Origin of the sequence: Fibrobacter sp. UBA3718 (genome assembly GCF_002371935.1) — a bacterium.
Lineage (GTDB): Bacteria > Fibrobacterota > Fibrobacteria > Fibrobacterales > Fibrobacteraceae > Fibrobacter.
This window is the reverse complement of the sequence record NZ_DFHR01000013.1, coordinates 458,502-472,291: the sequence shown is the minus strand read 5'-3', so window position 1 is coordinate 472,291 and position 13,790 is coordinate 458,502. Positions and strand designations below refer to the sequence as shown.

General features: G+C 53.8%; 12 protein-coding genes. 5 read left to right on the top strand and 7 right to left on the bottom strand.

Features of this window, described 5'->3' with window-relative positions; genetic code table 11:
* Positions 1-60 precede the first annotated feature (60 nt).
* Positions 61-573 (bottom strand): flavodoxin, encoded by a 513-nt coding sequence (locus B4A77_RS05235; protein ID WP_073189543.1) that lies wholly within the window; start codon positions 571-573, stop codon positions 61-63.
* Between the two features lie 312 nt (positions 574-885).
* A complete protein-coding gene (locus B4A77_RS05230) occupies positions 886-1,923 on the bottom strand; it encodes a PDDEXK nuclease domain-containing protein (RefSeq protein ID WP_290738906.1) in 1,038 nt (345 codons plus the stop codon).
* 185 nt (positions 1,924-2,108) lie between these two features.
* Here B4A77_RS05230 and B4A77_RS05225 point away from each other — a divergent pair, with 185 nt between their 5' ends.
* On the top strand, positions 2,109-3,047 hold the full coding sequence (locus tag B4A77_RS05225; RefSeq protein ID WP_290738903.1) for an aldo/keto reductase: 939 nt from the start codon (positions 2,109-2,111) through the stop codon (positions 3,045-3,047).
* Between the two features lie 66 nt (positions 3,048-3,113).
* The gene (locus tag B4A77_RS05220; RefSeq protein ID WP_290738900.1) at positions 3,114-3,926 is read left to right on the top strand and encodes a LysR family transcriptional regulator; all 813 of its coding nucleotides are present in this window, start codon (positions 3,114-3,116) and stop codon (positions 3,924-3,926) included.
* On the opposite strand, the gene B4A77_RS05215 is transcribed toward B4A77_RS05220, so the two are convergent.
* From B4A77_RS05215 to aroE, 5 genes are all read right to left on the bottom strand, one after another.
* Complete coding sequence (locus tag B4A77_RS05215) at positions 3,915-5,492, bottom strand: DUF3943 domain-containing protein (RefSeq protein WP_290738897.1); 1,578 nt, start codon at positions 5,490-5,492, stop codon at positions 3,915-3,917. The two genes, B4A77_RS05220 and B4A77_RS05215, sit on opposite strands and share 12 nt — an antisense overlap.
* Before the next feature lie 255 nt (positions 5,493-5,747).
* Positions 5,748-6,080: a putative quinol monooxygenase gene (locus B4A77_RS05210; RefSeq protein ID WP_072980505.1), complete on the bottom strand. Its 333-nt coding sequence runs from the start codon at positions 6,078-6,080 to the stop codon at positions 5,748-5,750.
* Between the two features lie 196 nt (positions 6,081-6,276).
* A complete protein-coding gene (locus tag B4A77_RS05205; RefSeq protein WP_173366634.1) occupies positions 6,277-7,260 on the bottom strand; it encodes a GDP-mannose 4,6-dehydratase in 984 nt (327 codons plus the stop codon).
* 10 nt (positions 7,261-7,270) lie between these two features.
* Positions 7,271-8,881: a 3-dehydroquinate synthase gene (gene aroB / locus B4A77_RS05200; protein ID WP_290729118.1), complete on the bottom strand. Its 1,611-nt coding sequence runs from the start codon at positions 8,879-8,881 to the stop codon at positions 7,271-7,273.
* 1 nt (position 8,882) lies between these two features.
* The gene (gene aroE, locus B4A77_RS05195) at positions 8,883-9,776 is read right to left on the bottom strand and encodes a shikimate dehydrogenase (protein WP_290726966.1); all 894 of its coding nucleotides are present in this window, start codon (positions 9,774-9,776) and stop codon (positions 8,883-8,885) included.
* An 89-nt stretch (positions 9,777-9,865) separates the two neighbouring features.
* On the opposite strand from aroE, the gene B4A77_RS05190 reads away from it, so the two are divergent.
* From B4A77_RS05190 to B4A77_RS05180, 3 genes are all read left to right on the top strand, one after another.
* Positions 9,866-10,564, top strand: a complete 699-nt coding sequence (locus B4A77_RS05190) for a hypothetical protein (RefSeq protein WP_290738894.1) — start codon at positions 9,866-9,868, stop codon at positions 10,562-10,564.
* A gap of 41 nt (positions 10,565-10,605) precedes the next feature.
* On the top strand, positions 10,606-11,931 hold the full coding sequence (locus tag B4A77_RS05185; protein WP_290738891.1) for a hypothetical protein: 1,326 nt from the start codon (positions 10,606-10,608) through the stop codon (positions 11,929-11,931).
* Between the two features lie 109 nt (positions 11,932-12,040).
* Complete coding sequence (locus B4A77_RS05180) at positions 12,041-13,723, top strand: glutamine--tRNA ligase/YqeY domain fusion protein (protein WP_290738888.1); 1,683 nt, start codon at positions 12,041-12,043, stop codon at positions 13,721-13,723.
* The last annotated feature ends 67 nt before the right edge of the window (positions 13,724-13,790 follow it).

Here is a 13,790-nt window from a genome sequence, read left to right as displayed (position 1 = left end):
GACTGCCAAGAGTTTCCTGGCAATCTTTCTAAAACACTCCGCCCATAAGGCGCTAGCCGATTACTTTACCCACTTATCGACTTCTTTCTGGGCCTTGTCGCGTTCGTTCTGGGCCACGTGTCCGTAGATGGCAAGGCCGGGAGTCACGTTCGCGCCGGTCACCTTCTTGAGGCGCGCAACACCCGAGAGGCCGCTACCTTCGTGGGTCACGAACGGGTGAATCGTCTTGCCTTTCAGGTTATACTTCTCGAAGAAGGTGAACATGGGCATGGGCATTTCACCCCACCACACCGGGTAACCGACGTAAATCTCGTCGAATTCTTCGGGGTTCACGTTCACCGGCTTGATGGCCGGGCGTGCGTCCTGCGCAAGTTCCTTCTTGGCCACGTTGATGCAGTCGTCGTATTTCTTGGGGTATTCCTTCGCGGGTTCCACATGCAAAAGCGTGCCACCCGTCTTTTTCGCTATCATCTCGGCAATGATTTCGGTATTGCCCTTGGAAATGTTCCCGACGGAGTAGTTTTCGTCAGCACGGGAATAGTAAACGACGAGGATTTTCTTTTCTGCTGCCATAGAGACTCCTAGAAGAAGTGATAAAAGAATCAAGGTGATTTTTTTCATGGAATCCGCCTTTTCTGTAAAAATTCCTTTGAACCGGTTGCCTTTAATATAAATAATTTCAGGACGGCCGCGTAATGCGTAATTTTTATGCCCAGTATGCGTGTAGTGCATAGTGAAAGCGGCCACCTGCACTTGAAAAACACAAATAATCCATTTTCGGGCTAAAATTCCATTTGAACTGGCGCAAAATTTGCGACCGTTGGAAAGCCCTTAAATTCTTCATTTAGGGAGTTGTTGATATGCTTGAAATTGCGAGTCTTTATGTCACTTTCCCGAAAGCAGTTTTTCAAGTTCGCCCTGCAATTCCTCGCGCTTGGGGAGATAAAGTTGGTACTTGCTTACGAATAAATTGTTTTCTATTCCCTGCATCGCGTATTCCATCAACAACTGGTCCTTGTAGGCACCGAGTACTATTCCGATAGGCGGATTATCGTCTTGGGCGCAGACCTCTTTTTTGAAGAAATTCAGGTACATGTTCATTTGCCCCACATCGTAATGCTCGATTTCGCCGCGTTTTAAATCAATAAGAACAAAGCACTTGAGATTGTAATTGTAGAACACTAAATCTACTTTGAACTGTCTGGCACCAATCTGCATCTTGTACTGCCGTCCGATAAAAGCGAAGCCTTTGCCGAACTCCAACAAGAACGTTTGCAAGTTGGCGACAACCTTCTCCTCGATATCTCCTTCAAGGTATTTCTGGTCTTCGTTTACCCCAAGAAATTCCAGAACGTAAGGGTCCTTTACGATGTCTTCGGGCTTTTGCGTTTGGATTCCTTGCTTGCTTATTTCCAGCACGCTCTTCTTGTCCTTGCTCAAGGCAATCCTATGGAACAGCAGACTTTTCATCTGACGCTTGAGTTCCCTGACGCTCCAGTTCTCGTTTTCGCATTGCTTTGTGTAAAAACCAATTTCCAAGTCAGAGTTTGCCTTGATGATTTCTGTATAATGACTCCAACTCAATTTTCCAGACAGTGTCTGGATTTTTGGAAATTTTAGGTAAAATAGCCTCACTTGGAATAGGTTTGATCGGCTGAACCCTTTTCCAAATTGCGCGGTCAAGTCCTTAGCGAGGTTATCCAACAGTTCTGCCCCATATTGGGCTTTCGCATTGCCATCTTGTTCATATTCTACAATATGACGACCGATTTGCCAATAGGTATTTACGAGAGTGGTGTTCACTGCTTGAAACACCTGTTTACGGCTTTCAACCAGCAATGAGCTTATTTGCGTTACAAGATTCTTGTACCCATTGCTTTGGACTTGGGCTATCTCTATTCCTTTTCCGGTCTTTTTCTTCATTTTCGCTCCTGCCCGCAAACAAGCTTGAAATTGCGGGTCTTTTTTTGCTCACTGCGCAAATATACATTCTTGCAATGTCATATTATGACATTTTCAAAAAAAAATGTAAAACTATGCCCTCAAAGCATATCTTTTATGCGAAATAAGTATTTTGATTTGTTGCGAGATTTGTTTATTTTTAGGGCATGAGGTGGTTCAGTTTCTTGTTCGTTTTCCTGTTCATGGCGTGTTCGAGCGATGCTGCGTCGCAGGCTATGCCGAAAGTTTCGAACAAAGGAGATTCAAGCGTGCAGAGTAGCAAAGGGGCGGCCCCTACGGTCAAGTTGAATTCGGGTTTCGATATGCCGGTTCTCGGGCTTGGCACTTGGACTTTGCGCGGCAAGGTGGCTGAAGATGCGGTCTATGTCGCCATCAAGAACGGGTATCGATTGATTGATACGGCGAAATACTACGACAACGAAGAAGCCGTGGGTAGGGGTATTCGTCGGGCGATTGACGATGGGCTCGTGAAGCGTGGAGATTTGTTCGTGACATCGAAACTGGTGCCGTGGAGCAGTTCCCTGGACGAAGACATCGACGACTCACTCGAAAAGCTTGGGCTCGAATATATTGATTTGATGCTGTTGCACCAGCACGGGAGCGACGCCGAAGACAAGGCGGTTTACAGGGCTATGGAACGTGCTGTGAAGGCGAAGAAGATCCGTTCCATCGGCATATCGAATTACTACACCGAAAAGACGGCGAAGCGCTTTTTTGCCGATTTCGAAATCAAGCCTGCCGTGGTGCAAAACGAGAACCACGTGTTTTACCAGAACACGGAATTCAAGGAATACGCAAAGCGCTACGGCGCCGTAGTGGAATCTTACTACCCGCTGGGCGGGCGCGGCCACACCGAAGACGTCTTGGGGAACAAAGTTGTCGCAAGGATAGCGAAGGCTCACGGGAAATCGGCCGCACAGGTGGTGTTGCGCTGGCATGTGCAATCGGGCTACATTGCCATTCCGGGCTCCAAGAACCCTGACCACATCGCAGAAAACATATCGATTTTCGACTTCGAGTTGACAGACGACGAAATGAAGCAAATCGCCGCCCTCAATACGGGCCACCGCTACGAAAACTGGTGAAAATCTTCCCACTATTCGCTTGACGCATAGCGGATTTATTATATTCTCCCCCAAAAGGGGCTTTTTATGTTTGTCGAGACCTACATTTTGCGATTGCTGGCCGGGTTCCTGGAATACGGGACGCTTTCTGCCGTTGCGGACAAGCTTTACACTTCGCAGCCGGCGGTGAGCCGCGCGTTCAAGAAGCTGGATGACGAAATAGGCGCTCCGCTCTTCGAACGCAAAAAGAACCGCATCGAGCTGAACGAGAAGGGGCGCACGGTCGCCGAATACGCTAAGCGCATCATGGATTTGCAAGGCGAGATGATGGAAAAGGTAAGCCCGCAGGGAGCGGGTACGCGCACGTTCTCTATCGCATCGGTGGCCATCCTCCCCGCCATGCGGATGATGCAGGAACTGCAGGAGAAATACCCCGGCGCGCAAGTCACTTACGAGATTATCGACAACGAGGCGGGAGTGCTGAAGGCATTGAACGAGGGCTCGGCGGATATCGGCATCACGCTCAAGGCCCCGCGCGCAAAGAAATACCGCGCCGAAAAGTATATGCAGGAGCGGCTCTCGATTGCGCTCCCCAAAAAGCACCCGCTGGCCAAGCGCAAGTCCATCCGGCTCCGTGAACTCAAGGGCGAAACCATCATCCAGCGCAGCAACGTAGGCTTCTGGGAGCAGGTCAAGCGCAAGAAGATTCCCGATGTCACCTTCATCAAGCACGACAGCACGAAAGGCATTTCAAAGCTCATTGAGCAGTCTTCGCTGTTGACGTTCGTTTCGGACCACCAGTTCGATTACGAAATTCCCAAGGACCGCAAGATTGTGCCGCTCGCCGACCGCGAAATGAACGTGGAATTTTTCAAGGTGACTCTGGCGTCAACTCCCTAGCAGGTGGAAATTCAGGTACCACGAAAAGGCGTGGATGCGCCTGGACATGGGTTCGGCATATTTAGAGGAATAGGCCGCCATTTTCACGTAGGTATCAAGCCTGTGGCCCAGATCCAACCAGGAGAACAGCCTGTATTCCAGCGCGGTGTTGTTGAGGAGCAAAAAATCCCAGCCCGAAACGCCATATTCCGCAGTCGTTCCCTCGATGGTCTTCATGGCATCTATCGTCGTCTTGTTGTAGATTCTCCACCTCTTGTATAGGGTTTCTATCATCAGGCTGTATTTCACGCCGGAATTGTACTGGTAGCTATCCATGTCGGGCTTGTAATCCGGGTGAAATTCTTGGATAATGTCGTCGTAGCCCATGTCGGCAGAACCAAGCATAATCCAGTAAACCTGGTTCATGACACGGAACCGCAAGTTGGGAGTCAGCCAAAGGGCTATGTCCATGGCCCCGCCAAGCGAAAGCGTGCTTACCGTGGCAAGGTCCCCGTAAAAAGTATCGTAATCCAGATTCACCGAAAAATCAAGCCAATGGCCTCGCCCGTGGATACCCCTGTTCACAAGTTTCCCCATGATATCCATCTGCAGCACTTTCCCTTCGAGTCCGCCTTCGCCGAAGAAGTTTAAAGTGAAGTAATCGAAAGGCCGCCTTACCCTCGTGTAGGGCCGACCATACTCAAGGGAAACCGCCATCATTCCGTGACGGTCGTTCCATTCGGCATCCAGCTCGTCGGCGTCTTCGCCACCGAACCGATAGTCAGAACCGAACCTGGAGCCAATACCCGTGGCAACCGTCAACTCGATTGGCGTCCAGCCCGTGTAAAAATCCCTGTTGCCGAACACCCTGCGCTGGGCATATCCGGCAGGTTCCAGGGCGAAAGCGAGCAGGTGCCTGTACCAGGGCACCTTGGAACCGTTGTACGATGCGCGGGAAAGCCTGTAGAGGACTTCGCCGAACATGGAGCCCGCGACCGTCGTAGAAATCAGGTCGTTCGGCGCCGGGTATTCTGTTTCGCAGAACATTTCCCAGGTAGAACTCCCGAGGGCAGCAAACACCATGCTTCCGTAAAAGCCGTAGCCGCCGGCACGGGCCGTGGCGTAATACATGGAGCCTTGATACGGATGTCCGTAAAAGTTGATGGCCCAATGGTTATGGTCCCATTCCCAGCCTTCGCGGAAGTTCCGCTTCCAATAGCTGGGGCCCGTATGTGCGTAACTCTTGTCCAGGACCCAGTAATCCCATGCCCACACAAAGGCGTTGAGCCCGAGCACTTCGGTCCCGACGATAAGCGGATTCACGTGGGTGCCAAACAGGCTGTCTTTGGGAATAATGGTCGTGTCGGGAGAACTTTCTTTGGGAACCAGGGTGTCACCCATGCTCCTGCGGAAATTGACCAGATCCCGCGCTTCCTGCACGCTGAAGACAGCGTCCTTATCTAGAATCTTTTCCCGAAGGCTGTCCGGAAGATGCGTAAATTCCTCGTCCAAATCTTGTGCATACGTGGTAACGCAAAAAGATATGACAAGAATAACAAACGCTTCTAGAACTTTCAGGAACTTCACGACGCAACTTTAAAAATTATCACGTCGTTTAAAAAGGGCATATTCGCAACTTTCTGACGGAGCGACAAATTCTGCAGATTAAACATACATGCACAGAGACCAAAAAGTGGTACTGCTTGCTGGGAACCGTCGATTCTAAAAGAATCGGGGCCGCAACTGAAGGGGTCGCCGATGTACAGGTGGCGCAGCCCGTCAAATTATTTCCCGCCAAAATCCTTATCGCCAAACAGCACGCGGGCGCTGCATTGTCGCGACTTACTTCCTGATGAACTTTTCGTCGGTCTTGGGCATGGTGTTGTCGGGCGTGTAGCGCTCGACCGTCATTTTCAAGTCGTACTTGTCGCGGAGTTTCGCAATCGTCTTCATCATGGGCGAAGCGTGGTGCACGTCGATGGCTGCCTGGCTTTCCCACGCGTCAATCAGCAAGATAGTCTCGGGATCGTCCAGCGACTGGAAATATTCGTAGCGGATGTTGCCCTTCTCGGCACGGATTTTCGCCACCGTCCCGCTAGAGACCATCTCTTCGGCGAACTTCTTTGCCGCCCCGTTCTTACCCGTATAGCGCAGGTTTACCGTAATGTTGCTCATGGCACTCTCCGCAAACACGCTCGCAGCGAGCGCAAGGATTGAAAATAGCGTTAAAAACTTGAGTTTCACTTTGCCACTCCGAAATGTTTCGCATATAATATAAATTTTTTCGGAACATGCACAAAATGCTTAATTTTCATGCTCAGTATGCGTGAGACGCATAGTGAACGAGCTTTTGGGGAGGGGTCGTCTTCGGTTACAGAGGCAGGTCCTTGCCCATGCCGAGCTTGAGTTCTGTGCGCCTGCGTACGACCATCTCGTTGAAGAGGTCGGTGAGGCTGTCCTCGATGCTTATCATGGGTTTCCAGCCGATTTCGTTCACCTTGGTGGGGTCTCCCACAAGAAGCGGAATGTCGTTCGTGCGTTCGTAGGCGGGGTCGAAACGGAAGTCCACGCTCACGTCAGCAATCTCGACGAGCATGTCGACAAGTTCGCGGAAGGTATAGGACTTTCCGCTGCAGATGTTGTAGACTTGGCCGGAGGGGGCCGTGTTGAGAATCTGTATCATCCCGCGGGCAACGTCGCGAACGTCCACCACGTCGCGGCTGATATCAAGACTGCCCGAATAGACAACGGGTTCGGCATGGTAATACTTTATCTTTACCAGCTGGTAGGTAATGGAGGGGATTGCGAAACGCCTGCTGTGGTGCGGACCCGTGAAATGGAAGGGGCGCACGGCGACGATGTGCATGTCGTTTGCGTTGCGGAACTGGTTGCCGAGAATTTCCATGCACGCCTTCGATGTCGCGTAGGGAGTGAGCGGGTTCGGCAGGTCGGTTTCCTTGTGGAGGTAGGTGAGGTGCTGTTCCGTGCGGCCGTAAATTTCGCTTGAACTGAGCAGCATGATTTTCGCCTTCGGAACCACCTGCCTTGCGGCTTCCAGGAGCGTCTGCGTGCCGAGCAGGTTTATGTTCAGGGTCTCGTAGGGCTTCTTGTAGCTGAGGCCCACGGAGGATTGGCTTGCGAGGTGGTAGATGTGCGTAGGCTCGACCTTCTGCATCATCTCCAGCACGTCCTTGAAGTTCAGCATGTCGCCAGTGAGGTACTCCACGCCGTCCACCTTCTGCCAGGGCTGCGGCTGTTCATCGCTGAAACTGTAAAGTCCGCGGCTCGTGCCACTTAGTGCCGAGAGGATATGGAATCCGAGTCCTCCCGTTCCGCCTGTAACTAATATGCTCATATGCTATTCCTCACCTAATTGCATCCCATGCTTTCGTTACAATTTCTTTTTCGATGTTCGTCACTTTTTCGACCGCACCGATTCTGGTGGGCAGAATGTAGACGCGCGTGCCCTTTTCGGCCTTCTTGTCGACCGCCATCGCATCCCAGGCCTTTTCCGTATCCACGCCAAAGGTTTTCGGGAATCCGAGCGCATCGAGGAGCGCGTTCTGGCGGGCCTCTGCCGCGGCATCCATCATACCGAGCATTACGGCGGCCCTTGCGGCAACGCGCATCCCGAGCGAAACCGCGATGCCGTGGCTGAACATGTTGTAGCCGGTAAGTTTTTCGATGGCATGCCCGAAGGTGTGCCCGTAGTTGAGAATGGCGCGCAGGCCCGATTCCTTCTCGTCGATGCCCACGACCTCTGCCTTGATCTGGCAGCTGCGGAAAATCATGTGCTTGAGCGCATCGAAGTCACGGTTCTTGATGGCATTTACGTTGCCTTCCAGGTAGCGGAAGAATTCCTCGTCGTAGATGACGCCGTATTTGACGATTTCGGCAAGGCCCGCGAGGTATTCGGTGTCGTTGAGGGTCGAAAGTACCGAGATGTCGCAAACCACCGCGCGGGGCTGGTAGAACGCGCCTATCATGTTCTTGCCTTCGGGGTGGTTCACCGCCACCTTGCCGCCCACGGAACTGTCGACCATGCTGAGGAGGGTCGTGGGGAACTGGATGAACGGGATGCCGCGCTGGTAGGTGGCGGCTCCGAAGCCGGCCATGTCGCCAACGACACCGCCGCTGAACTGCAGAAGGCAACTCTTGCGGGTGTAGCCGCGGTGCAGCATGAACGTGAAAAGCTGGTTCAGGTTGTGGAGCGTCTTGTTGCGTTCGCCCGCCTGGAACTTGAATACGGGACACCTGCCGGCTTGGCCGCGGAGCATGTTCAGCATGTTGCCCTGCGCCTTCGCGATGGTCGTGTCGGTGCATACCAGAAATTCGTGTGAGGGGGAGAGCTGCAGGCCTTCGAGCAGGCATGCCGTCTCGGGGACGATATCCTTCCCGATAAAGATGGGGTAGCGGCCCCCGCTGCTCGGGTAAACATCGAGCGCGTGGCTCTTCCAAAACTGCAACATGCGCAGGATTCGCTCGATGATGTGGGAATCGTTCACGTCGTTCGTGCTTTCCACGCTGAAATCCGCCTGCGCGTAGTTCTTTTCGCGCTCCTTGAGCATCACCTTGATTTTCGCGAGGCGTTCCTCGTCGCTGAGGTTTGCGAGCAGCGGGCGCGTGTTCTTGCGGCCGATGCGTTCACTCAGTATTTCGGGCTTGGCCCACAGGCGGATGAGCGTTCCCGATTCGCGGATGACCTTCACGTTTTCGGGATTGTTGATGGCGCCGCCGCCGAGCGATACCACCTGGGGTGTCTCGTTGGCCGCGATTTCTGCAATCACGTCGCGTTCCATCTCGCGGAACTTCGCTTCGCCATCCTGTTCAAAGATCTCGCTGATGCTCTTGCCTGCGCGCTCGACGATAACTGCGTCGGTATCGACGAGCGGGCGGCCCAGGCGTTCGGAAAGGGTGCGGCCCGTGCGGCTCTTGCCGCTGGCCATGAATCCGGTGAGGAAAATATGCTCTTTCATGTTAGCCCTGCATCCCTTTGCGCATAATCGCAGTCAGTTCTTCGTTGGTGCGGCCCTCCGTCTCCTTCGGGAACCACTTGCGGAAACTTTCCAACCCCTGGTGTACGAGCATGCCTTCGCCCGTGACGACCTTGCAGCCCTTCGCCTCTGCCATCTGCAATAGCCTGGTGCGCGGCGGCGCGTACACGATGTCGCACACGACCTGCCCCTTGTGGAGGCATTCCGCGGGGAGCGGGCTTTCGCCTTCGTTCGGGGTCATGCCCACGGATGTCGCGTTGATGATGATGTCGAAATCGGCGGAGATGCTTTCGAAGTCGGCGAAGGTCGAAACCTTTACCCCGACCTCGACAAATACCGCATTAAGGCTGTCGGCGAGCGCCTGGCCCTTTTCTGCCGTGCGGCACACGATGGTGAGCGCGTTGCCCTGTTCCACGAGCGTAAACGCGATTGCCTTTGCGGCGCCGCCGTTCCCGAGGAGCGCCACGCGCTTGTTGCTGACGTTCACGCCGTTCTCTTCGAGGTTGCGGATGCAGCCGTACGGGTCGGTTGTCGTTCCGCGGAGGGTGCCCCCGACAATTCCGTCCTTCCAGTATAGCGTGTTCACGCTGCCGGTAAACTTGCTGATGTTGCTAAGCTCGTCTACGAGCCTGGGGGTTCCGTCGCAACCTACGAATTCGGTCTTGTACGGGATGGTGACGTTTGCCCCCCGGAAATTCATTGCCCTGAACCCGCGGATGGCGTCCGCGAATTTTTCCGGTTCTGGTGCATGGGGGAGGTAGCGTGCGTTGATTCCTAGCGCCTCGAAAAGGGCGTTGTGCATCGCGGGCGACTTGCTGTGCGCCACCGGATGCCCGAAGATACAGAGCGTCTCTGTTTTTCCGTCGATACGGTTCAATTTTACCTCTTTTGTCCGCCCACCTGGGGCTGAACTATAAATAATCCTTACAAAAGATATATAATATTTAGGGCAAAAGAGGTTTCGCTATGAAAAATTTTGTTGCCTTGTGTGTTTGTGCCTTTGCGCTGCTTGCTTGTGAATCGGATGAGCCGCAGAAGGCCGATAAGCAGGCGGTCGAGGCTCAGGCTTCAGTCCGGGAAAATACGGCCCAGCCGCAGAATTCCGCAGTGGATACGACAACCGACATGCAAGTTTTTGCTTACATCCTGGGCTCGGTCTACGGGTTGCCGTCGTACATGAATACGCCCCAGCGGGTTGGCGCAATGCTTGAACTCGATGCTATGATTCAGGGAATCGCCGACAACGAGAGGGCTCTGAAGGATTCAAGTTGGAAACTCCAGCTTTCGGAGGAAGAGCGGAAGGATATCAACGAGCATTACGAGAAGGTGGCCGCGGAACGTAGGGCGGCGGGAGACAAGGCTCCGGAGATTGCCCTTGCGGGGCCGATTACGGGCCAGAAGGTTGTCCTTGCGGACACGGCGTCCATGATAGTCAAGTATTCCTACACGCAGGGCGTGACAATCGATATTCTCTTTGATGGAATGAGAAAAATTTTCGGAGAGGATTTCGAGGCGAGATTCTTTATCCAGGGCGTGCGTGAATCCATCTACGGGATGATGGATTCGTCTTTCAAGAAGGCTTTTACTGATGAGAGGCTCAACGCGGTAAACACAAAGTACAAGGCCCGCATGGAAAAAATTCGCGAAGAACAGCGCCGTCGGTAAGTTTTTTGTATTATATTTTCGCAAAACTTTAAAGGAGTAATATGAAAAACATGAAAATTCTCGTCATGGCTCTGGCTGCGGCCCTGTGCACGTCCGCCTATGCCGATACCTATTACGTAAGCAAGGAAACCGGTTCCAACCGCAAGGACGGCCTTTCTGCCGACAAGCCGATGAAGAACCTCCAGAAGGCGCTCGATGCCGCTCCGGCGGGTTCTACTATTCTCGTTGCCGAGGGAAACTACTTCGGTACGCTCGACTGCGGCAATATCCTTGTAACCAAGCCGGTGACCATCGTTGGCGGTTATTCCACCGATTTCAAGACCCGCGACGTGCTCAAGTACAAGACCCTGATCGAACCCACTGCTGAGTCCAACGGAACGGCAAAGGGCAATGGCACCATGCAGATCAAGCTGGACGGAGGCAAGGTCGTCATTGACGGTCTCCTGTTCAACCGCGGTAATTCCATCGCCTATAACGGTGACAAGGATCCGAACCGTGCAGGCAAGCCTGAAGGCGTGGAAAGCGGCATGATGCAGCCGATCGGGGCTGCCGGTGTCGGTGGTCCGGACCTGACCGGCCGCGTCCTCACGACCGAGACTTCCGAAATCTACCTCGACAACCCGACCGTCGACCTAGTCATCAAGAACTGCGCCTTCGTGAACGCTCCCAACTACGCTATCCGTGGCATGTTCAAGGGAACGGCTGAAATTTCGAACAACATATTCGTTGCGCTCCGTATGGCTGGCCTCGAACTCCGTGGCTCCAGCGCCAAGGAAAATGCCGTTGTCAAGTTCCATCACAACACCCTGCTCTTTGCATGGTCTCGTCTCAAGGACCAGGGCGACATGGGCTACGGATACCGCTACATGCCGGGTCTCAACGCCTACATCGACCACAACATTATCGGTTGCACCATCATGGCCGCCCTTGACCGTGGCCATGTCGATAGCGACAAGAAGAAGGAAGCTGCCCGTGTGACGACCGCGACCAACAACATCTTCTTCCTGAACAAGCAGGCCGACCTCATGATTCCGGGCGGCGGACAGTTCATGCGTATCTGGGCCAAGGACTTCGAGGATGTGGAACAGCTCGCCGAGGTCGAAGGCAACGTGACGCTCAAGGATCCGTCCGTGTTCAAGGGCAAGCTTGACGAAGCCTACCTGAACGGCTTCCTCAACGCAAGCTACAAGGAAAAGACCGATTACGATCCGAATTCTCCGGCGAACACCTTCCGTGCCGCGATGGGCATGAACATGGTCGGCAAGATGGAATCTTCCGCCACGATGTTCATGAACCGCTATCCGTTCGCCAAGGCGCTCGAACTGTTCGGTGCCGTGGAAGGCACTGGCGCCCAGATGCCGAAATAAGCCGTTTCTCAAAAAGCAGTTTGTTCAAGGCATTCCCGACCGCGGGAGTGCCTTTTTGTATTGCGTTTTTTTACTAAATTTTCCCCGTAATTTTTTAAAGGATACCACAATGGATATTCCCGAATCTTCGAATTTTGTACAGGACATCATCGTCAACGACCTCAAGACGGGCAAGCGCACCAAGGTGCACACCCGTTTCCCCCCTGAACCGAACGGCTACATCCACATCGGGCACGCCAAGTCCATCTGCCTGAACTTCGGTACGGCAAACAAGTACAAGGACTTCGGCGGCGTCACGAACCTCCGCTTCGACGACACGAACCCCACTAAAGAAGACGTGGAATACGTGGACTCCATCCGCGAAGACGTGAAGTGGCTCGGCTTTGAATGGAAGGGTGGCGAATACTTCGCAAGCGACTACTACGACCAGATTTACGCTTTTGCCGAAAAGCTCATTGAGATGGGCAAGGCTTATGTGGAAGACCTAACCCGCGACGAAATGCAGGAATACCGTGGCAACGATGCCGGTAAGCCGAGCCGTCCGAGCCCCTACCGCGACCGCAGCGTCGAAGAAAACATGAAGCTCTTCCGCGAAATGCGCGACGGCAAGTATGCCGACGGCGAAAAGTGCCTCCGTGCGAAGGTGGACCTCTCCAGCCCGAACATGAACATGCGTGACCCGGTCATCTACCGCATCAAGCATTGCACGCACCACCGCACTGGCGACAAGTGGTGCATCTACCCGATGTACGACTTTGCCCACCCGCTCAGCGACTGGATCGAGGGCATCACGCACTCCATCTGTACGCTGGAATTCGAGGCGCACCGCCCGCTGTACGACTGGTTCCTGATTGAGCTTGGCCTGGATAACCGCCCGCAGCAGATTGAATTTGCCCGCCTGAACCTGACCTACACCATGATGAGTAAGCGCAAGCTTTTGGAACTGGTGGAGACGAAGGCCGTGATGGGCTGGAACGACCCGCGTATGCCGACGGTCTGCGGTTACCGCCGCCGTGGCTTTACCCCGAGTTCCATCCGCGAGTTCTGCGACCGTATCGGCGTGTCGAAGGCCGATTCCATGGTCGACGTGAACCTGCTCTACTTCTGCATCCGCGAAGAACTGAACAAGACGGCGAACCGCGTGATGGCGGTCATCGACCCGGTGAAGCTCGTGATTGACAACTGGGAAGACGGCAAGGTGGAAATGATCAAGGTGGAAAACAACCCCAACGACCCCGCTGCCGGTACCCGCGAAGTCCCCTTCGGTAAGGAACTCTACATCGAGGCCGACGACTTCATGGAAGAACCGCCGAAGAAGTACTTCCGCCTCAAGCCGGATGGCGAAGTCCGCCTGAAGGGCGCTTACTTCGTGACCTGCAAGAGCGTCGAGAAGGATGCGAACGGCAGGGTGACGGTGATTCACTGCGAATACGACCCGCAGAGCCAGGGCGGCGAGACTCCAGATGGCCGCAAGGTCAAGGGCACCATCCATTGGGTTTCTGCGGCACACGCCGTGGATGCCGAAGTGCGCCTCATCAATAACCTGTTTACGCTGGAAGACCCGGCGCAGGTTCCCGAAGGCGAAGACTGGCACGACTACCTGAATCCGGATTCCATGGTCATCAAGCAGGCCAAGGTGGAACCGAGCCTCGTCGACGCCAAGCTGGAAGACCGCTTCCAGTTCATGCGTCAGGGCTATTTCTGCCTCGATAGCGAAGATTCCAAGCCGGGCCACCTGGTGTTCAACCGCACGGTGGATCTTAAGGATTCCTTTGCGAAGCAAGTGAAGTAATTCGCCGATAAACTTCGCAATACTGTGTCACGCGAACTCTCGCTGTATGTCAATACAGCTTCGATTC